Genomic DNA, 23355 nt, shown 5'->3' on the forward strand with positions numbered 1-23355 from the left:
CATGACAGATCGCTCCCCTCCGGCCATCACTGGCCATATAGTTCAGGCTGATCTGGCCATGCGCGCGTTCACTGGAATTGCAGCATTAGCGGCGCTCTATGTGATCACTATGCCCCATATCGCCGCAGCGCAAACCACCGCGACGGCCCCTACGTCTTCGGCGGGTTTGCAAAATACCGAACCAACCAGCGCCCCCGTCTATACAGATGAAATCGTCGTAACCGCGCGGCGCTATGGCGAGGCCCAGGTTGCGGCGGAAAGCGCGTTTGACGAAGACGACATCGCCGCCCAGGGCACCGACAGCATCCAGGAACTGATCACCCGCCTGACGCCCTTCATCGGCAATGGCGCGGAAAAACCCGCCCTTCTCATCAATGGCCGACCAGCCGACGGCGACCTGTCGATACTGTCCTATCCTGCGGAAGCGCTCAACCAGCTGGCAATCTTAAAACCCGAAGCGGCGGCGGTATATGGCTATCCGTCGGACAAGCGCGTCGTGAATCTGGTGCTGAAACAAAAATTCGCCAGTGTGAACGCCGATGCGGGCCTGTCATGGGCGACCGCTGGCGGTCAATATGGCGGCTCCCTGTCGGTCGGACGGGTGGCGATCAACCTGTCCACGCGCTGGAACGTGCAGGCCCGGATCGAACGGCAAAGTGCCCTGCTGAAAAGTGATCGCGATATCCCGCCCCGCGCAGGCTCTTTTGATAGCGTCGGCTTCATCGCCAGCCGCGCCGGAGAAGAGATAGACCCTGCGCTCAGCCGCGCCGCCGCTGAAACCGTGACCATCGCCGCTATCCCGCCAGCGGCGCTATTAGGCGTGCCATCAATCGCGGACTTCGCCGCCACCGCGAATAACCTGCACAGCGTCAATCCCAACGCCTTCGAAACCCTGCGATCGGCGCGGCGCAGCATGTCTTTCAACGCCGGGGTCACACGTCCACTGGGTGAATTTTCAGCATCATTGAACATCAACGCCAGCAGCAACAGCAGCAAGGGGTTGCGCGGATTGCCGATGGCGACAATCGCCCTGCCTGCTGGCAGCCCCTGGTCGCCTTTTACCGATGACGTCTCCCTATCCCGTCCCTTCGCGCACAGCCGGGCGCTGCGCAATGACAATGAATCGGAAACGCTGGGCGCGGCGTTCAATCTGTCGGGCAGGATCGGTGGGTGGAGCACCAATTTCTCCGCCGGTTACACCCGGAGCTGGAATGATAGCTTGCTGGAAAACGGCATCGATGTCGCCCGCATTCAACAAATGGTCGATGCAGGCGATCCCGAGTTTAATCCCTATGGCCCGTTAGACGATGATTTGCTGCTGGCCAGCCGCAGTCGCTCGCGCAGCGAAAATATCAGTGCGCGCCTCAACCTCAGCAAAACCATCGTTGATCTGCCAGCAGGCCCGTTAACCTCGACCTATTCACTGGATGTCAATCGCGATCAATCCGAAAACCGGCAAAGCGATGCGCGCGGCGATCTGATTGCCGTCAGCAACCAGACCAGCGGGCGCGCAAACGGGCAGATGTCGTTCCGCGTGCCGCTATCTCAGCGCAAGGACGGGGCGGATGGCCCTATGGGCGACCTTTCCCTCGATCTATCGCTCGGTGCCGACGCGCTATCAAAGAGCGGGCTGCAAAAAAAATATGGCGGCAGTGTGAACTGGTCGCCATTTCCGCTTCTGGATTTGCGCGGGTCGTTCGATCATACCGAAACAGCGCCGTCATTTTACCAACTCGACGGGCCGATCATCAAGACGGTCAACCGTATCTTTGATTTTGCGCGGCAGGAAACCGTGGATATCATCCAGACCAGCGGCGGAAATCCGGATCTGAGGCGCGGCAGCCGACAAAGCCTGTCCCTGACGACAAGAATTGCCCCCCTGGGCGATCAAACACTTTCCTTGAGTGTTGGCTATCACCGTCAAATCGCGAAAGGCGGTGTCACAGCCTTCCCGGAATTAACGCCCGCTATCGAGGCGGCCTTCCCCGAAAGAGTGACGCGCGACGCAAACGGAAGGCTCATTGCGATTGACAAGCGTGCCATCAACATCACCGAGATGGCCAGCGCCGAACTCACCTCCGGCATAGCGCTGCGCCTGCCGCGCCAACGCTATTCTGGAAACACCACAAAACCACCAACACCCACCGTCAATCCTTTGCAATTCAGTGTATCGCTCAATCATCGCTGGCGCCTGAAGGACGAATTGCTGACGCGGCCCGGCATCCCCGCTATTGACCAACTCAGCGAGGACGGCGGCCAGTCCCGTCACTTTCTTTCGTGGCAAATTACCCTTGGTAAGAAAGGGATTGGCACCAGTTTAAATGGCAGCTGGAGCAGCACTTCACGCATAAGAAACATAGCGAGTGACAGTGATTTTCATCTCAAGCCACCAGCGCTTTTCAATTTCTCGTTTTTCCTGGAACCTGAACATATATTTCAAGGCGCTGCCAAAACTTCGTGGTTGAATGATTTGAAGCTCTCGCTCGATATCCAGAATCTCTTCAATGGATATCGGCGTGTAACCGATGACGATGGCAGCGTCCCGCCCGGCTATAGTCGCGACGAGATCGATCCATTGGGCAGAACAGCGCGATTGACTGTCCGCAAGCGATTTTAAACTGCGCATATGGCGGCCAGCTTTTCGGCGTCTACACAAGAATGGCGGCAAGTGCCTTCGATACCAATTCGCGCGGGGCTTCCTCGCCTTCGTCAAGCATTTCCCGCAGCGGTTGCCCGATCAACGCATCACCGAACGCGCTGAGCGTTACAAGCATTACCGCTTTGCCAATGCGTCCCGTGCCGCCCACATCCTGATAAGGTGCAGCCTGCTCGATAGCGGCGATAAGATCGTTTAGTGCCGCGCGTACCGGCTCTAAGTCCACGTCCTTGTGAGACAGCATAATCCACGCAGCCAGACGGCCGGCTCCGCCTTCGTCAAAGGCATCGAACACAGTGTCGGTCAAGCGCGCCGGCGTTGCCGCATCAACCCCAATGCGCGCGACCGCCTCGGTCAGCGTCAGCTTCAAATCTGCGACCAATCGTCCCATCAAAGCCGACTGCAATCCAGATGCGGACCCGAAATGATGGATGACATTCGTGTGGCTCATGCCGATGACCTTGCCGACGGCGGCCAGAGTTACCGCAGACGGTCCGGCGGTCAGCAGCAGGTGCCGTGCTGCGGCAAGAGCTTCCTCCCTGGCTTCGGTGGCGGTGCGCTTTCTGCGCTTCGGGGCAATGTCTGAAGTCATAATTTCATCAGACGTGCGGAGAGACGATAGAGGTGTCAAGGATAACATCTTAAAGTCGGCAATTTTCATATTGACATTAATGTTCATATCATGAATATAGACATTAATGTCAATATAGGAGTTATTCCATGGTCGATATTACCCCCACCCCGGCCGATCTTAAGATCAATCCACGCAATTTACGTTTCCATCAGGACGGCGGCATGCCTGACCGATGGTGGTTAAATGGAGACCCGGTAGCGACTGCGTTTTTCAACGCACTTTCCTGTACATTCCCGAAAGGCGAGAAGTTTTTCATGGATAGTGTGAGACATTATCGCGGCGCCGTCGGACCCGAACTACAGCAGCAGATCGCAGCTTTTATCGCTCAGGAAGCGGTTCACAGTCGAGAGCATGTCACATTTAACAAACTGGCTTCCGATCACGGCTATCCGGTAGACATATTGGAAGCACGCACCGGCCATGTTTTGAGAGCGGTGCGCCAACGCTCTCCGGTCCGGCAGTTAGCGGCCACATGCGCTTTGGAACATTTTACAGCTATTCTGGCGCATCAATTTTTGAAGAGCGGGGCTAGCGACCTTGCCGGCGCGCCGAAGGAAACGGTGAAATTGTGGTCATGGCATGCGATGGAGGAGATCGAACATAAGTCAGTTACGTTCGATACGTTTCTTTCTGTTACCAAGCACATGTCCCGCCCCGACGCTACGCGTTGCGGATATTGGCAATGATCGTGTCCACAGCGATCTTGATCCGTGTCATGCGCGGCAACATGCAGGATTTGTATCAGCATGATGGGTTGAAAGGGTGGCGTTTGCGACTTCGCACCTGGCAATATTTGTTCGGGGCTGGCAGTCTATCGCGCCGCGCGTTGCCTGATTATTTGCGATATTTCAAACCCGGCTTCCACCCATGGGATCATGATGATCGCAATTTGCTGTCGCAAGCGGAAGATCAATTAAACCAGCCGGTTCCCGCATGAAATTGCTCGCTGCGGTCACTTTTGCTGCTGCCCTGTACGCCCCTGCTATTGCAGGTGATACGCTTGATCCGAAAGGCTTCTGGAAAACCGAAAAAAAGGGCGGCGTGGTTGAGATATTTCCATGCGATCAAGCCTTATGCGGGCGAATTGCAGACGCGGCAATCCTGCGCAAAAATCCTCGGCAAACCGACAGCAACAATCCGGATCCGGCTTTGCGTAACCGTCCGGTTCGCGGGCTAATCGTACTGAAGAACTTTACCGGCGGTGCGGGCGAGTGGTCAGGCGGACCGCTCTATGATCCCGACACGGGTGATAGAGCATCGCGTGGGCGATTGCGTTTGCGCGATGCGAATACGCTCGAGGTGCGCGGATGCATCGCGCGGTTTCTCTGTCAAACTCAGGTTTGGACGCGTCGCCATTGATAACAAGCCAAAAAACGGCCAACCATGGCGATTGGCATCAAAAAAAGGGATGAAGGCTTGCCTGGCACCGCTCTATATGTGTGCCTATCGGCGAATTGTTGGCCAAGATCGAAACTTCACAATGGTCGACTTTCCCGCAACTGCTATTGAACTGCAAATGACTGACATTGGGTTGATGCCGCCATTGCGTGAAACACGCTAAACTGTCGGCTTCTCCGGAATTTCAACTTGAGAGCAAATCGATAACCAAAGATCGCTTTCCAAATATCATAGGAATTGTAGCCCCCAACTCAGCCTTTCTAAGGATACCTACCATTCAAAAACGTCTGACAGACATATGCGCAACTACATGTTCGTTTTAGAATAGGCTTCCTGTCAGCTCGATTCCTAGTCAGAATGCGGTTTTGAGTCGAGCGCGGCTACCGATACAATCCTAGCATTCCTGCACCTAGATTTTCGAGTGAATTCCCAATCTCCGGAAATCGGCCATTTTCCGGATATATTGTGTAAGGCTTCGTGTAAATCGCGCTTGAACGTGGAATTGACGCAACCTTTATTTTGAGCTTTCAGCACGGGCGGTCTGAGGGGGTTTTTGAAAATTCAGGCGATGCCTCAATCCCGTTTGGGATTCACTTCGCCAACCTGACTGGTCTTTGCCAGTCATGTCGCAAGAAGCAAGTCTCTGGTTCCTTAGTCAACGTGCCTCTTCGGCATGGTCGAAACCTCCATGCAGTGATCTTTCGAGACCATATCTGAAACAAGATTAATCGTCGTCAATTGCGATCACGGCGGGCGCTAACATCTGTTCGACAAGGTGAATGCGAAACTACGCCAAATTTGGCTATTCAATGCATCTGAGTGCCTACATAATACTTACATCCGATGGTCAAAACTCAATGTAAGCAAAAACCGAGTGCTTCTAAGCATCTAACGCTATAATTCTATATGGAAAAAATGGAGCGGGCGAAGAGATTCGAACTCTCGACCCCAACCTTGGCAAAGCTACTGTAACGGTAGCACTTACCTACGCTATCCTACTTTAGAATACGATATAGCACATTGTTTTAATTATAGTATTTTTCCAATTTCTACGCTGTACTTCTTCCATAGTTCGCTAGATTTTCCATTCTGGGTGGCCGCCATGTGACCACCTTTCGGATTGGAGGCCCATATGGGAAAATTATCAAAAACCGTGTTGAGCAAGAAGATCTTTGCGGATGCACAACCGCGCGAAAAACGTTATGAACTCTGGGATGCTAACTTGCCAGGTTTTGGCGTTCGGATCACTGTGTCGGGCCTCAAGACGTATATTGTGCGTTATCGCGCCGATGGAGGAGATCGCTCAGCGCCAAGGCGTTTTGTAACTGTTGGCCGTGCCAATATAATCACATTGGATCAGGCAAGAAAGAAAGCGCGGGCGCTTCTTGCTCAGGTATTGCTTGGCGAAGACCCAGCCGCAGAGCGCAATGCAAAACGGCTTGCACTTAATATCAGCGAGCTTGTGGATATTTATGAATCAGAAGGTTGCTACATTCAGCGCGGTAAGCGCCAAGGCGAACCGATGAAGGAACTCACCAAACGGTACACATTGGCGAGGCTCCGTCATCATGTCGTTCCATTGTTGGGGAAACGCCGCGCTTCTGAAATACTGTCAGGCCATATCGAGAATTTCGTGCGTGATGTGGCAGCCGGCAAAACAACCGGTGATCAGAAATTGGGGCCGCGCAGGCGAGTGATCGTTCGCGGAGGAGAAGGGGCAGCCCGAAAAGTGTTTCGCGATTTGTCTGCAGTGTTCAGCTTTGCACAGAGGCGCGGCATTGTAGATAGCAATCCATGTGAACATGCCGCGGTCCGCAAAACGGACAATCAGAATAATCGTTATCTCACCAAAGAAGAGGGAGGCCGTTTGGGAGCGGCTTGCGATACACTCGAAGCCCAAGGAGCTAACCGGAAAGGTATCGATATCGTACGGTTATGGGCATTGACCGGATGTCGCCGTCAGGAGATTGCAGAACTCAAATGGAGCGAGATCGACTTTGAAAGAGGTCTGCTGGTGCTCGAAGATACAAAGACTGGCAAGTCAATCCGACCGCTTGGGGCAGCGGCACTAGCTCTGCTTCAGGGCATTGAGCAGACAGAAAACTCCGAGTTTGTCTTTCCGGCCGATTATGGGGGCGGCCACTTCCAGGGAATGAAGGGAATTTGGAAGAAGATTATCGATACAGCTGACCTACCCGGGGTCACGCCGCACACTCTTCGACATACCCTCGCCTCGCTTGCCATATCATCCGGAGAAGCTATGGCGCTTACCGATGCCATCCTTGGTCATGCCAACCCGCGATCAACCGCGATCTTGCGCATATCGACCATGATCCATCTCGCAAAGCGCCTGATCGTGTGAGCAATATCATGGCAGAGGCAACGGCGGGATCGGTGAAATAAATGCGCGCGGTGTTACAACGGCGCACTGAAAGGCATTGGTCTAATGTAAAATGCCGGCTTTTGCCGCCAGTATCCAATCATTAGCGTCCACGAAAGACATCAAGAAAAGCGCGGAATGCAAACAGGCTCTATTGCTTCGTCGCTCCAGCAGCCTCAATTACGGCCTTGAGCTTATCACCAGCATCTGCATCAATAGTCTGAACCTTGCGCTCACCGGTTGAAGGATCGGTCTGATGAAAATTAAATGCCTGGCCTTTCAGCGGTCCAGAAATCAAATCGGCAATCATTACTTCACGCTGTTTATTCTGGTTGGTCGCGAAAGGCGCGATCAGATCCACCAACCAGACCCTGTCTCCGCTTGTCCATTCTTCCAGCGTCAACCGGTTCTCAGCTTCAATCATGCCGCCTTCCAGCTTCTTCTCGGCCGTTTCATTGCATTTCGCCCACAGCGCCAGACCGACAGGCTGATCACCATCTCTGAACAGATAAAATTGCTGATTGATCAACGCAGGCATGGCAAGCCATTCCAAATCACCGATCTGCATCGCTTTGTGCAGCGGGGATTGAGTCATCAGCCATGTCATTTCACCGAGCAAATGACTGACTGTTGGCGCGGTTGTTTTTGGTTCATCTTGTGTCATTGTGAGTTGCTACCATTAGCCTGCGAAATAATCCACCGGAGCAATAGAGCTCTGGCGCCTTTTGATGGATTCAGCCGCTGATGAAGCGCCGAACACGTTCATATCCTGAGTCATTCGGGCTATCCTATACAGATCGATGTCCACCACTTTCGGGACTGCTTGATATCCCGCAGCCAGCGTATCGGTCACTGCGGATTGCCCACTAGATATACGCTCCACAGTTTTTCCAGAGACAGTATCATTATCGATTTTTACTTTGTCGAACAGCTGCTGACGCGCCTTAGCGGTTTCATCATCGATTGACGCTATGGCTGCGACATCACTCGTTGCGTCTGCTTTTTCAAAATAGTCAAAGATGTTATCATCATCGGGAATATTGATCGGCCTAAAAAATGATCCTTCCCGGCGCAAACCTGCTTGCAAGGCCGTCAGTTCGGGCATTCTAGAATAGGCTTCACGCAACATATCGGCTTCGGACTTAGCGCCTAGCGCACCCGTTTCAATCACATCCCTGGGGAAACCATCGGGTGCTCTGGTAACCGGTTTATCAGGAAGCCCCGGCACCACCGGCTCTTGTGGCAAGTCCGGAGTATTTGCAATAGGTTCGGATATAGTCGGCGTTGTGACGTCCTCAACTGGAGTTTCATCAGTGGCCTTAATAGCCGGAAGCTCCTGATTGAGGCCGAATAATTCCGTCACTTCGGTACGGCCATTGTCATTGGCATCGGCCCAGATGCGCAGATCATAATAATGCTCATCGCCTGATGAGAACTGGCCATCGCCATCACTGTCAAAGGCGTTGAGAGCCTGCGCGAATGTCATCGTTTCGGTTGTTGGGTCGATAACGCCATTTCCATCGGCATCGATGGCAAATGAGGTGATGTGCAAAGTCGTGTTATTTGTCGATGTAAATGTAGTTTTTCCTGTGCTCTCACCTTCAAAAATCATCACCATCTTGCCAGCTTCAGCATCCCATTTGTAACGAGGACCATCAGTTGTTGCTGCTTCCTCAAACGGTAATCGCCCAAGGCTAACATCGCCCACTTTACCAGTGCTGCCATCACTCTTTGTAAAAACAGCCGTGGCGGAAACGTGGTTCGATACTATCGAACCGGATCTATTCACTTCGTTTTCCCGAACAAGTGATATCGAAACGATTCCCGCTTCAAAAAGTGTTAGCAATTCGCCAGCATCACCGATTCCATTTTGATCTAAATCCCGCCACACTAAGAATTTGTCAAATAGAGCATCGCCACTATCCAACTGTAAGTTGCCGTTGGTGTCAAACGCCCTGAGTCCCTCTAAGTCGGTTTTTGCGCCAGCCAAATCCTCGATGAAACTAATTTCACCGAGATCACGAACACTACCATCGCCATTTCGGTCGAGCGCCAGAAAGGCATCGGTTGGCGCTAGCCAACCGATGCCTTCCTCAATAGACAAATTGTTCAGTGCCGTAGTCGAAACTGGGCTGGAAATCGGCGAGATCAGGTCAAAACCATCTCCGTCCAAATCAAAAACAACAGGTAGAAATGCAGACCCAATAGGAATACCTGCCAAAGTGTTTTGATTGTGCTCATCATTTGAATAGAGCGAATATGATGAAAATGGCGCTGGCCATATGCCAGACTGTGTATAGCCGCCAGCAAGACTAGTCGCTCCATTTGGGAAAGGTCTAGAAAATGAGCCTTGCCATTGTGAGGATTGGCCTAAATATGATATAATCTTTCCTGTCGCTATTTCCTCCATCCAAACTTCATTATACCACTGGTCTCCAAATCTTAATTCTCCAGATCCAGTACGCGTATAAAGAGTCTTAATCTCATATTTTGACGCATCCCATGAACCATTGTTAATTACATATTTCACAATGTTTCCAATATTGACACGGATCGACTTTATCGGCGATGATACTCCCGCGCCCCCGCCAAGATCGTCAGCTACTATATCGAGAATTGCGTATTTACCGCTTCCGTCAGCAAGCCAGTTGGGCGATTCATAGTCGATGTCGTTTAAGACACTGAGAACGCCCGTGGACGGATCGATTTTAAAAGCATTGTTAGTATTACCCGATACAATGGAATAGGTGATCGGTAATCCATCGGCATCCGTTGCTTGAATCTGCCCGGGCGAAGTAATCGTGGTTCCCAACAGTATATTTTCAGTAACACTGATCGCAGTTGGCGCCGCAAGGTTGGTGGGGCTATCGTTCAAATTACCAACATTCAGTGTCAACGACCGGCCGTTCGCGCTGCGCTGACCATTGGCATAGGCATAGACCGTGGGCACTGCGGCGTTCGGTGTTGTTTCATAGTTGAATGCCGAGTTCACATACAGCTTGTTACCACCGATAATCGAGAATTTGCCGGATACCGTGCTGCTATTGGCAAACACGTAAGTTACGGCATCGCCGTCCGGATCCGTCGCGCCGGTGAAGGTAATGCCAGCGTAGCCGGTAGTGTTTTCATTGATACTCGCATTGCCCGGTTGGGATGGGGTGCTGGGACGCTCGTTCACATTTAGCAAAGTAATCCGCCCGGTCCTTACACTCGATACCGGCCCACTCGCCGTTGTCGCAACCACTTTGACATCGGCATAGCCCGCCGCAAAGGCCGATGGCCTGCTTTCATAGTTTAGTGCCGAATTCAGGACCAGTTGCCCGGAACCGTTAATGCTGAATAGCCCGCCCGGATTACCCCCCGATGCAAAGCTGTAAGTGATCCCCTGTTCTTCCGGATCAACCGATCCGCCGAATGTCAGCAATGCGCCGCTATTATTCTCATAAACACTGGCACTGAAAGCGTTGGGTGTACTTGGCTTTTCATTGACGTTGGTGACATTCACGGTGAAGGCTTGGTTGGCGTATTTGTAACCTGACGCGCCATTATTATCCCGGACCTGCAAAGTAAGATTATGCGTTCGATTGGCCGGATTGTCATAATCCAATACCACGCCCGCTTTGGTCCGCAACTGATTGCCGACAATCTGGAAGGTGCTGCTGCCGCCGACGATCGACAGGACATGCCCGGCCTCTCCGAAGAGCGCTGCATCCTTGTCCGGATCGCCGGTCGTGATCGTATGAACAAAGCTGCCGCCTACGGCGGTTTCGCTTATCAATGCCGAGGCTGCGGACGTGAAAGTCGGCGTTTCGTTAATATCGGTCACACGGATGGTAAGATTGTTGTTGGTGGTGGTCAAAGAACCATCGGATGCCCGGATGTTCAAAGTCACTTGGCCATTGGTCAAGGATTCATACTGCACCGTTTTGCCGGAAGCGACGGAAACAACACCCGTCGAGGTGTTGATCGTAAACCAGTTTCCGACATTGCCGCCAACGATGGAATAGGACAGAGGATTTCCGTCGGGGTCGGTCGCCCTTGCCGTGATACCGACCGTCGTCCCGCCCCCTGCACCATCGCTAACCGCCCCGACGATACCGCTGGCACCGGAACCTGCTGTGCCGTTAATATCAGTGAGTCCGTAAGGCGTCTCATTGACGTTGGTGATATTCACCGTGAACGCCTGATCGTCCAAGAGTGCACCGCTATTGCCATTATTGTCCCGGACCCTCAGCGTCAGGTTATAGCTCGTGACGGCTTCATAATTGAACACCACACCGGACTTGACCCGCAACTGGTTGCCGACAATCTCGAACCGGCTCGTGTCACCGGCCGCGATGGAATAGACATGACCCGCTTCACCAAATGCAATCCCATTCTGATCGGGGTCAGTCGATATCAGCGTCTTCAATATTGTTCCGCCAGCAGCCCCTTCCGCAACGCTTGCGGTCGTACTGCCGGTTAACAATGGTGCCTCGTTGATATTCTGGATTGTTACGTTTTGCGTAATCGCCGCTGAGGTCTGGCCATTTGCTTTAGCAACAATGCCGAAGGAACCATGAGAATCGGCTTCATAGTTCAGTGCTGTGGACACCCAAAGCTGGTTGCCATTCTGGATTGAGTATTTGCCATTGGTAGCCGTTCCGGTTGCCGAGAAGACGTAGGTAACCGTGTCGCCATCGGGATCACTGGCCGAGAAACGCACACCCGTATCGCCAGTCTGATTTTCGTTAAATACCACCGTAGAACTAGTCGAACTCGGGGTGGTCGGTGCTTCATTCAAATCTACCGGGCGGATAGCGACATTGTTAAGGACAAAGCTTAAGCCATCACTATCAGTAACGCGAAGATTGACGAGCGCATCGCCGGCTTCATAGTCGAGCGATTGTCCGGCAGCGAGATATAGAAGATTACCTTCCACGCGGAATTTGGATGCCTGTGCACCGCCAGCGATGGCGTAGCTTAGACCCGCTGTTCCGTCGGGATCGGTTGCGAATAGCGTAGCTACTAACGTCCCGCCAGACGCAATACCCACAGCATTTTCATCAAAGGCCGCAGTCGCAACACCGATGGCTGTAGGCGCACCATTCACACTGACCGCGATTGTCTGGGCGCTGTTGGTTGATACAGCCCCATTGCTCGTTTCTCTTGAACGACTGCTTACCGTCAAGGAGAAGTCCGTGGCGCTACCTGTTGGCGGCGTTATGCTGAGCGCCGCAAGGTCCCACGTTTTGATATCGACCGATGTTGAACCGCCGGTTGCAGTAAAGCTGTTGGTGCCGTCAGACAATATCGCGCCTGCGGGAACACCTTCGATGTTCAGATAATCAACAACTTCAGAGCCGTCATTATCAATCAGCGCCGCAAAAATAGTCGGCAGACTGATCACTGTGTCGGCATTACCGCTAACACCGTTCAGAGCACCAATGGCGACGCCATCGGCAACTGCATTGACAGTTAGCGGCACAGTAAGAGGGGTAGAATCGAATATACTGTCCGAGGCCGTGAGCATGATCGATCCGGCGCCATTGGCGTTAGGAAGCCCGCGTACCGTCACTTTACGGCGCCCCTCGTTGCCGGCACCTGCTACGGCCTCAATCGACACAATTTCGACCGCGCCGCTTTGCCCTGGCAGAACCTGTATCGATGCGAGTGGCGTCTGACCGCTATCCTCGACATCAAAATAGAGAACCGCCGTGCCATCTTCATCAAGCACAGTCGGGTTCGTGGCGTCAGCCGAAATGGTGGGAGGCGTATTGAGAATCCAAGCGTTGTTAATAGCATCTTGTTGTGCAGGTGTTAGATCCGCCAAGCTAGTCGGCTCTGGGATGGCCGCCATCATCGTGAGTAATTGCGACAGACTGTCCACGGTGGTCGCAGTGGCTTCACCGGCAATAAACATCCGCAACACGAATTGCGCGCCCGCATTGGTAAAATCACCAGCCGTGGTGTTGGTGAACCAGTCTTTGATAACGATTTGAGATGGCTCACCTAAAACCTTGACTCGCAGGTCTTTCGTCCCCGCTTCCTTGGTGAACCAGATATCGGATTTGGTGATATCTGCAGAATATTGAACAACATCCTGCAGGTTGACACTCAGCGCTGCACTGGAATCATAATTATAGATAATATCTGAGCCGCTGGTTTTGGTGAGGAAATACTGGTCATCACCAGCGCCGCCAATCAATATGTCGTCTCCGGCTCCACCATCCAGCATGTCGCCAGCATCGCCCGCATCCAGAATGTCGTTACCAGCGCCGCCATGGAGACTGTCGCTATCGCCATCACCGAAAAGGCGATCATCTCCATCGTCACCATAGATAATATCAACCCCGGCCTGACCAAAGATGAAATCATCTCCGGATCCGCCATACAGCATATCGTCGCCGGCACCGCCATAGATAACATCATTGCCTGCACCACCACGAACGTCACTATTCCCGTCAGTCCCACGTAAACGATCCGAATGATTTGAGCCAACCAACATTTCGAAGCCGGAGATTATATCACCAGTTGCATCTGCACCGGTTGCGCTGTTGCTTTGAATGTCGACATCGACACCATCTAGAGTCCGATCGATATCAGATGCGATGACAACACCATTAACCGAAGATCCGCCAATCAGGCCAGACATGAAAGCGTTTCCGGCCGCCGAACCAGCATAGGTCAGCGTATCGATGCCATCTCCACCGATCAGGGTATCGGCACCGGCGGCGCCCTCAATTAGATCATTGCCTGCACCGCCATCAATCTGGTTTGCCGCCGCATTACCCAGCACGTCATCATTGCCAGCGCCGCCAGTAATATTTTCAATGCTAGTGAGTTTATGCGCCGGATTGTCGATATCAATTGATAACGCTGTTGAAGTAGCTGCAAAACTGACGGTATCGATTCCAGCGCCGCCATCAATTGTATCTTCACCGACAATCAGTGCATGGATCAAGTCATTTCCAAGACCGCCCAGGATCGTGTCCGTGCCCGTGCCTCCGTCCAGAACATCATCCCCGTCACCAGCGGTGATATAGTCGTTGCCGCCGCGACCCGAGATAATATCATCTCCGTCATCTCCTGTAAGCGCATTGCTCAAGGCATCGCCATACAGACTGTCAGCAAATACTGTGCCGTAAAGATTTTCTATACCGATATAGGTATCGCCTGCGGCAACACCGGTATTCGCTGTTGAATTGGCTAGGTCCGCCGTAACGCCTTGAACAATCGGTGATGCTCCTTCTGTAAGGCCGGAATAATGATAACTAACCCAATCGGATCCGATACCCCCATCGAAAAAATCGGCCCCTGCGCCGCCAAGCAGGCTGTCATTTCCCGCGCCGCCATATAGGCCGTCATCACCATCGCCACCAGAAATTGTATCATTTCCGCCGCCGCCACTGATTATATCATTCCCAGCGCGGCCATCCAGGACGTCGGCTGCTGCAGAACCGGCTAGGCTATCGGCAAATTGCGAACCATGCAGTTGTTCGACGCTAACAAGCGTATCGCCCTCTGCTTGACCACCACTTCCAACACTTCCGTTGAGACCAACGGTGACGCCGACGGCAGAATTCAGATAGTCGACAATATCTGTACCATCGCCGCCGTCGATCATATCGGCTCCGAGAGAACCGATGATTACATCATCTCCGCCAAGCGCATTGATCGCTTCTGCGCGGAACGTACCGTTGATGGTCTCGCCAGCCACTGTGCCAGTGATCGTCGCCCCCAACCCCTCGACAATCGAAATCATAAAGTTCGCCGAGATCGACGACTGTCCGTCAAAAGCCGTTACGCGAATATCTACGTTCGCACCAATAGCTGCAGTTTCGCTAATATATCCGAAAGCCTTGATGGCCGGATCAAATGTCAGCCATGCAGGCAACGGATCGCCATTTGCCAATGTTGCAGTGAAAGACAAACCATCATAAGCGTCCGATTGATCTCCATCAGCATCAACAAAAGCCGTGGCCGGGATCACATAAGTGAAATTGGCGTTATCGACTTGTGATTGGTTGACCAGTCCAGGAGAACCAGTGAACGGTGCCTGATTTGTTAGACTTACCGGACCGCCGTCGGCAAATTGCACGAATTCGATATTGAAATAACTATCCTCACCATCATCACCATCGGATAAATTGGTGTCGGTAATCGTGCCATTGGTAAAATCGATATTATAATCTGACTGATTACCGGAATAAACAATCGTATCCACACCGTCACCGCCGTCGAGCACATCATTGCCAGCTCCACCGGAGAAGGTGTCATCACCGCCGAAGCCCTGAAGTATATTTGCGGTGGCGGAACCGGTTAAGACATCGGCAAAGTCAGATCCATCAATATTTTCAATGGTACCACTGGCGATAACATCCCCTTCAGCATCACCGCCGCTCGCCAGACTGCTGTCGAGGTTGATAGTTATACCGCCCAGCGATGCGCGATAATCTATCGTGTCCATTCCTGCGCCTCCATAAAGCTGATCTGCGCCTTCACCGCCTATCAGGCGATCATTGCCCGCATCTCCATATAATGAATCATTGCCACGACCACCGCGCAACACATCGTTATCGGCACCACCATTCAGCTGGTCATTACCAAGGCCTCCGGAAATGACATCGTCGCCCAGACCACCGTTGAGGATATTGGAATAACCATTCCCGATGATGTTATCGTTAAAATTGGAGCCAACCACATGCTCGATAGACACAGGGCTGCCGTTAGTTGAAAGGTCAATAGTCGCCCCATTGTTGCTGTCGACCAACAGTAAATGGTCGATACCATCGCCGCCATCAATTACGTCTTCCAGCGATCCATCGACATTGGCATTGGCGTAAATCGTATCATTACCTGAACCGCCAAGTAATGTGTCCGCACCGTTTTGGCCTTTGATCATATCATCGCCAGCTCCGCCAGCGATAAGGTCTGCCCCGTCTCCACCAAGCAGATCATCACCTCCATCTGAGCCTGTAATATTATCATCAAATGCCGAACCAATAGCTCCTTCAATCGCGACCAGCGTGTCGCCTTCGGCATCACCGCCGCTGCCGCTTCCAGCGCGAAGGTCAAATGTAACCGCAGTCAAGGAGGCTGAATAATCAACCAGATCCGAACCCGCGTTACCGTCGATTATTTCTTTCCGAAAAGTGCCATTGAGAATATCGTCACTTGCAGTGCCAACGACATTAGCACCCAATGCTTCGGTAATAGTGATCAGGAAACTATCGGAAATCGAATAACCTTGGTCCGATGCTGCTACCTTGATCTCAAATACCGAACCCGCGTCTGCCAAAGGCGGTGTGCCACTGAACGTACGAGTTGTAGCATTGAAATCAAGCCAGGCCGGAATAGCGCTATCATCTACCAGAGAAGCTACGAAAACGAGGGGATCACCAAGATCAAGATCGATAAAGGCCGTCTCAGGGATGGTGTAGCTTGCAAGAGCGCCATCTTCCCAAACTTGATCGACCATCTGAGGATCGCCCAATATCGGTGGATTATTGGGGTCAATGCCAAGGCTAATCGTCATGTCAGCAAAGCGAATGGATTCGATATTCTGCAGCTTGTCCGTGCCGTCGGTTACCAGACTGGCGCTTTCGGGCCTCAAATCCGTTACAGTTGTGATCGCGCCTGTGTTGATGGAATAATCGGCCCGATTTCCGGAAAAGACTACTGTATCAAATCCTGTACCGCCATAAAGTGCGTCATCTCCGCCGCCGCCAGTCAGTACGTTGTTATTGGCATCACCCGTCAACAGATCGTTGAATTTCGACCCAGTCAAATTCTCGATCTGATGATACCAGTCGCCATCTGCATCACCCTGTGATGCCTTAGCGGTCGGCTCCGATGTTCCATCAACCGAACTATTAAGAGCAAGATTTGCACGCACACCATTGATGAGAATACCAGTGGCAGCATCAGCGGTGGCTGCAGCAAACGCTGTGGTCATTGTAACATAGCTTGCTGTGTCATTGCCGGAGCCCCCTTTAAGAGTATCACCGCTATTGCTAGTAGTGGAACCAGCGCCACCGATTAATATGTCGTCCCCTGCTCCTGCATCAATGAAATCAACCCCGCCGGAGCCATCTAACACGTTGGCCTGATCCGAACCTTTGATCGCATCCTTACGTGCTGTCCCAATAACATTTTCGATATTCTGCAAAACTGCGACGGTTTTTGTAACAAATTGAAAGCCCCCGAAACCGCCCGAGCCTGTAAGTTCTAATGTCAGTATGGAATGGGACCCCGAGGCACTGCTTATATCAATAGCGCTTTCTGAGCCGAGTTCGTCCGAGCCATCGTATGTGTCGTTGCCTTCACCACCATCCAGATCATCATTGCCAGTCCCACCGCGAAGCAGATCGTCGCCCAAGCCGCCTTTGATTACATCATCGCCTGCCGCACCATAAATGAAGTCATTGCCAGCGGTCCCAGTTATATCTTCACTGCCAGCAGCACCAACAATATCAACTTTGCCTTCGATTGTTACCAAAGCCAGATCCAGGATCGATCCCGAACTCACAAAGATACTTACGCCGGAAAAGCCTCCGCTCGAAATCCGCTCCACATTTGCAAGAGAGGACAAATAGATTTTGGCATTGCCTTCCGTAGCGACAAGCGTGTCGACACCCTCGCCACCATCAATAGCGTCATAGCCCGATTCATCCGCAAACAGGAATCGATCATCGCCGGCACCACCATTTAAACTGTCCGAACCAGTCCCGCCGATCAAAATATCTGCACTATCACCTGCATTGACTGTGTCGTTACCACCCAAAGCCTCATAACGAATACCGCCGATCAATGCCGGATCGACATTAATCACATCACTGCCTGTGCTGCCAACAATCACAGCGCGGTCTTCATAGGTCGTATTTTCCTGCCAGACCGCGTTGAACGTTTCGGTGAATAGAGAGCTAGGATCCGTAGGCCAAGTCAAGGGCACCGCAACACTTTCAGCAGTCATAGTCGCTGTCAGGCTGGCCACATCACTGCGCGCGAGCGATTTATCAGATGTAATTATTCGGCGGGCCTGATTGTCCAATGCTCCGTTTGCCTGACGCCAATCCTTGACCCGCACAGTCGTATCAAAACCGATGGCTGATATGACCAAATCGAAATTGCCGGGCGTGGCACTCGCTACCTCACTAAACCATAGTTGGTCCGCGGCGATTCCATCGAAAATCAGATCATCATTTCCGCCTCCAGTCGTAACGACATCGTCGCCGCTATTTGGTCCGAAAAGATAACTATCGGCTCCCGAACCGCCGTCCAAAGTATCATCTCCAGCGCCGCCATCTAAGATATCATCTCCATCGCCGCCATAGAGTCCAGCTGCCAATGTCGTTTGCGCACCGGCACCAGCCGAGATATTTGTTACTGAATTATCGTCTCCATCGCCGCCAAGCAAAACGTCATTACCTGCGCCGCCATCAAGCCGGTCAATACCAGAACCGCCAATCAACTGATCGTCTTCACCGGTGCCATCACCACCGAGTAAAATATCGCTACCAGCACCACCTGTGAGAATGTCTTTATCGTCGCCGCCCCGGATCAGATCGTTTCCGTCACCACCATCCAGATTATCTTCACCAATACCCCCATCCAGCGTGTCATTGCCATCATCGCCGATTAAAACATCCGCGCCAGCTAAGCCGGTGAGTACATCGCTTCCTCTATTGCCTTTGAGTATATTATCATCGGCACTGCCGACAATCGTATCTGCATAGTGCGAACCAAGGGCATTTTCTATTCCGGTCAGCACATCACCACTGGATTCACTCCCTGCGATCACCGCCGATGCACCATTCGAACCAAGATCAATATTGATAGCAGCATTTGAACTTGCGTAAGTGACTGTATCAACGCCAGCGCCGCCCGTTATGATATCAGCACCTAGCCCACCAGACAAAAGATCATCACCGCCTCCGCCAAGCAGCGTATCGTTCCCATCGAGTCCAGAAAGGGTGTCGTTACCGTACCCGCCAGTCAATCCATTAGAGCCTGAAGAACCGATCAAAAGAGTATCCACAGGAGCCGCTTCGGTATCGTTACTGGTTAGCCACAAGGCGCCAGATCCATTAAATTTCAGTCCGGCCAGATCAAAGGAAGAGCCATCCGAGAATTGGATAGTTTCCACTGCCTGATTGATATTGACTGCGGCACCGATACGGAAATTTTTGATCCGAACTTTATCTGTCGAACTGCCAATTAAAGATATTACGAGATCGTCGCCACTAAATGCAAAGTCCAGATCAGCAAGGCCGATTGCAGCGTCACCAACAACACCAGCATCGCCGGTATAGTCCGCGAATAAAATCGTATCATCGCCAGCATCTGCAAAAGTTGCTATTTCAGCAGCCTTGTTGCCCGTGACCGTGATTCCATCAACCCAGCCAGCAGGATTAAAAGTCGCCGGGGCAGCAACACCGCGAATGCCGTAGCCGCCATACTCATATCTATAGACAATTTCACCGGTATCCGAGTTGGTGATGATGTGGTCAAAACGGTAGGACCCAGGCTCGGCATCGACCAGATCGAAGCTGGCAACATATGGAGGCTGCAGGTTTCCATTATCATCAACAATGATATTTTCGGAAGCAACGAGATTGTCGTCGATCGTATCGTTCCCGTCACCGCGACCAAATATATAGAGATCGTCTCCCGATGCTCCTTTCAAGGTGTCGTTGCCTTGGCCGCCAGATAACTCATTCTCTCCGGCATCACCGATCAGAATATCTGCAAAATCTGATCCTGTAAGATTTTCCACACTGTCAAAAATATCTCCAGACGCATCGCCCGTCGCCGTCACATCCTGAGCCAATGATACCGTTACGCCAGCGGTCGCTGTTTCGTAGCTTGCCGTATCCAAGCCAAGTCCGCCGATCAAAATATCGCCAGTCGTTTGACCATCGCGTGTACCACCGGCACCGCCGATCAGAATATCGTTGCCAGCACCGCCCAACAGAACATCTGATCCGACAAGGCCGACCAACCTGTCCTGCCCGCTATTACCATTTAAAATGTCGTTAAGTCCGCCGCCGGTGACCGAATCATCGCCAGCACCACCGGTTATCCAGTTGGCTACAGCTGCGCTTCCGATCAAACCCTCATCATTGCCATCCGTTCCACCAAGAAGAGCCGTATTTGCAACATCAACCGCTCCCGTGTTGAAAAACACAAAGGTCTCAATCGATCCTTTGGCGGCTGCATTGCCAGATGGCCCCCATTCCTTGAGCGTGATCTGATCGTTCAAGCTTTCAAAAGAACTTACTGTGGCTCCAGAAGCCTCAATCCCAATGACCAGATCCTTGCCACCATTGGCCGCCGTGAATTGGATATCGTTAATGTCGATACCCAGACCAAATTCCAGAATGTCCGAGCCAGCACTGGTGACAATCGAATCTTCATTGGCAGGCTGATGCGCATAAAGCGTGCCGGTTTCTATATCGTAGCGCGTGGTTGCGGACCAGTTTTCACCATCAAATATGGTGCCATGTGTCGGATGTGTGATTGATCCGTCGGTCCCGACAACATATCCATTCTGGCCGCCCTGACCAGAGACCCAGACCACATCCCATTCATCAGTCAACGCATCAATCAGCGTATCATGACCATCGCCGCGCTGGAAACGGAACACATCATCGCCGGTGCCGCCAATAATCTCGTCATCGCCAGCGCCGCCCGACAATATGTCATTGCCCTCATCACCGGTCAGCCGATCATTACCGGTGCCGCCACTGACCGTATCCTGACCAAAGCCGCCAAACAGCAGGTCGTCGCCATTGCCACCCACGACAATATCATTGCCGCTATCGCCAGAGACCGAGTCATTGCCCAGCCCGCCATTACCAAAATCATTGCCGGAAAGCAGATAGACCAGATCATCACCCGATCCCGCATGGACAAAGTCATTGCCCGCTGTACCGACAATCGTCTCCGACCCATCGCTGCCCAGAATGAACGTATCAAAATCGGCCAGCCGGATTTCATTGCCATCGGCAAAGCGCAGCGTCTCGACCTTGTTGAAGCTGCTGAACCAGTCCTGCATCACCACGCGGTCGCCATTAAACACGCCGTCGGGGGCCAGCTCAAGGATCAGGTCCTTGCCATCGTCCGATTTAATCAGCTTGATATCATCAACGCCAATGCCCTGACCCAATACCAGCACGTCTTCGCCGCCCGCTGCACGGCCATTGGATGTGACCTGCGCACCGCCGCCGCGCCAGTTGTTCAACCCATTACCAAAGCGGAACAGGTCGCCAGACAGCGCATCTGCAATATTGCCATTAATCTCACTGACCGAAAGACCATTAAACGCCTGCGCCACCACAGTCTCAACCGTCAGGCCGCTTTCGTCGATAATCCGGTCCGCCGTCACATAGGTCGTATCGCCAATACCTGCCGAGCCGACATCGCCGAGCCGGAAGAGATACTGATCATCCCCGCGACCACCGCGCAATATGTCTCCCGCGCCTGCGCCACCTGCCAAGATATCACCGCCATCGCCGCCTTCAAGCACGTCGGTTCCGTCACCGCCCTCAAGCCAGTCCGAGCCTTCACGCCCGATCAACATGTCGTCGCCCGCGCCGCCGTTCAGATAATTGCCATTGCCGCCAAGCGTGTAAGAACCAACCCCGCCAGCGTTCAGCACATCATTGCCGTCCCCGCCGAGCAGCCAGTCATCCAGCTTACCGCCATAAAGAATATCATCGCCCGCGCCGCCAAACACGTTATTGCCAAGATCCCCGGCATGGACCGTGTCATTGCCATCGCCAGCATCAATCGTCGCCGCGACATCGATGGAGAGATCACCACCAGTCGAGACTTCCCCGTTAATCGTAAGGCCAGTGGTGTTGGCTATGTAGCCCGCACCGCCAGCGACTGCGAAGCCGTCGGTATTGTGGGAGACGTGGGTGAGGGTTATGGTGTCATCGCCGGATGTAGCTTCGATGGTGGTTTGGCCAGCGATATCGATGGTATCATATAACGCATACTCGCCAAGTTCGATAACTCGAACTAAATTCGAAGAAAGCAGATCTGTTTCCGCCACAAACTGAACGTCGCTAATACTTGCTCCCAACTCATCGAACAATGAGCCAAACCCTCCAAACCAATCAGATTGATGTCTTTTGGTTAACCCCAGTTCAGATGCGCGAGTTAACGTCAGCAAAACAGTTGCAGACAATTGAGAATCGGGATGCTCCAAAATCGCTGTTGAAATTAGTTCACGGTTTTCCACATAGTCTGCGTATGCTCGAGCAGCTTCTATATTACCAAATAGCGACAATGTGTCGAAATCAGCAAAACTATTATAAGAACTTATCGTGTTATAAACCGCTCTTTTTATGTAGTTGTTACCTGACAATATTTTAAAATCAGTGTCCGTTATAGCATTGAAAATCCCAAAGTTGCTTATCTTTTGAAAAGCGTCGGCTGATTTTGACGATACACTGTACGTGATAGCGTTTTTGTCGCGCGTAGATGTCGGTCGATAAACAAAGTTCGACTTACGCATCCCATAGTTACCGGCAGTTATTTGTTCGGCATGTATGATATAGCCGCCCGTTGATTCTATCAGGTTGTTTAAAGTATCCGCCACATTAGTGGCAATGGATGTTGCCGCTTCCTTCGAGCCACCTTTCCGAGAATAGGCATTCGCAACGATAAAACGGCCGGCACTTTCATCCCATTGGGCGTCCGCACCAGATCTCGGAGTGCCGCCAAAAAGAGAGCCAATCAACCCACCGATTATGAAGCCTGCGAAAGCCCCTATAGCTGCGCCAACCGGACCTCCCAAAGCCCCCCCGATCGTAAGAAACTTTTCTGCGGCCATGACGCCCAGAGCCGAACCCAAAGCAGATCCTATTTGCCCACCAATTGTTTCAAATGAAACAACTTCCTGAGCCAATCTCGCCCCGACAAATGATCCAAGTGCGTTTGCAAAAAGGGTTGGATCGATACCGTTAAAAATATTGCCGTCTATTGCACCATTTGCATCGGCGATGTTACCGATAATTTGACTAATCGCCGTGCCCGCACCGGTAGTTACTACTTCCCCAGCCAAACCATTAACGCCAAAAACACTAACTAATTCCGCAGTGATGAACGAGGAAACAGCTCCGATGCCCGCTGCTTTCAGGTTAGCAAGCAGCTCGCCGTCTACATTGTCGAAAACATCAATTACCAAATCACCTGGAAGCGCTCTCTTTACACCTCCATTTGCAATGATCTCGAAAAAATTTTCAAAAACTGTGCTTCCTACTCCTTCAATCAAAACCGGAGAGAAAGGATCATCCG

Annotated in this window: 8 protein-coding genes; 5 read left to right on the forward strand and 3 right to left on the reverse strand. The window is 52.2% G+C overall.

Going from position 1 to position 23355, the window contains the following annotated elements; genetic code table 11:
* Position 1 precedes the first annotated feature (1 nt).
* Positions 2–2617 carry a TonB-dependent receptor gene (locus J4G78_RS08160; RefSeq protein ID WP_207989986.1) on the forward strand — a complete coding sequence of 872 codons (2616 nt, stop codon included), beginning with the start codon at positions 2–4 and terminating at the stop codon, positions 2615–2617.
* 31 nt (positions 2618–2648) lie between these two features.
* On the opposite strand, the gene J4G78_RS08165 is transcribed toward J4G78_RS08160, so the two are convergent.
* Positions 2649–3248, reverse strand: a complete 600-nt coding sequence (locus J4G78_RS08165; protein ID WP_207989987.1) for a TetR family transcriptional regulator — start codon at positions 3246–3248, stop codon at positions 2649–2651.
* 128 nt (positions 3249–3376) lie between these two features.
* Here J4G78_RS08165 and J4G78_RS18270 point away from each other — a divergent pair, with 128 nt between their 5' ends.
* From J4G78_RS18270 to J4G78_RS08180, 4 genes are all read left to right on the forward strand, one after another.
* Positions 3377–3976 (forward strand): metal-dependent hydrolase, encoded by a 600-nt coding sequence (locus J4G78_RS18270; RefSeq protein ID WP_259371355.1) that lies wholly within the window; start codon positions 3377–3379, stop codon positions 3974–3976.
* Positions 3973–4227: a metal-dependent hydrolase gene (locus J4G78_RS18275; RefSeq protein WP_259371356.1), complete on the forward strand. Its 255-nt coding sequence runs from the start codon at positions 3973–3975 to the stop codon at positions 4225–4227. Before J4G78_RS18270 ends, J4G78_RS18275 begins: the two co-directional genes overlap by 4 nt.
* Entirely contained in the window at positions 4224–4649 is a 426-nt protein-coding gene (locus tag J4G78_RS08175; RefSeq protein WP_207989989.1) for a DUF2147 domain-containing protein, read from the forward strand. Before J4G78_RS18275 ends, J4G78_RS08175 begins: the two co-directional genes overlap by 4 nt.
* A gap of 1171 nt (positions 4650–5820) precedes the next feature.
* Positions 5821–7050, forward strand: coding sequence for a tyrosine-type recombinase/integrase (locus tag J4G78_RS08180; RefSeq protein WP_243457275.1), 1230 nt, complete (start codon positions 5821–5823; stop codon positions 7048–7050).
* A 169-nt stretch (positions 7051–7219) separates the two neighbouring features.
* Here J4G78_RS08180 and J4G78_RS08185 read toward each other — a convergent pair whose 3' ends face one another.
* Positions 7220–7732, reverse strand: a complete 513-nt coding sequence (locus J4G78_RS08185; RefSeq protein WP_207989991.1) for a toxin-activating lysine-acyltransferase — start codon at positions 7730–7732, stop codon at positions 7220–7222.
* Positions 7733–7747: 15 nt separating this feature from the next.
* Entirely contained in the window at positions 7748–23245 is a 15498-nt protein-coding gene (locus tag J4G78_RS18340; RefSeq protein ID WP_207989993.1) for a cadherin domain-containing protein, read from the reverse strand.
* Between the last annotated feature and the right edge of the window lie 110 nt (positions 23246–23355).

It is taken from the genome of Parasphingorhabdus cellanae (assembly GCF_017498565.1).
GTDB lineage: Bacteria > Pseudomonadota > Alphaproteobacteria > Sphingomonadales > Sphingomonadaceae > Parasphingorhabdus > Parasphingorhabdus cellanae.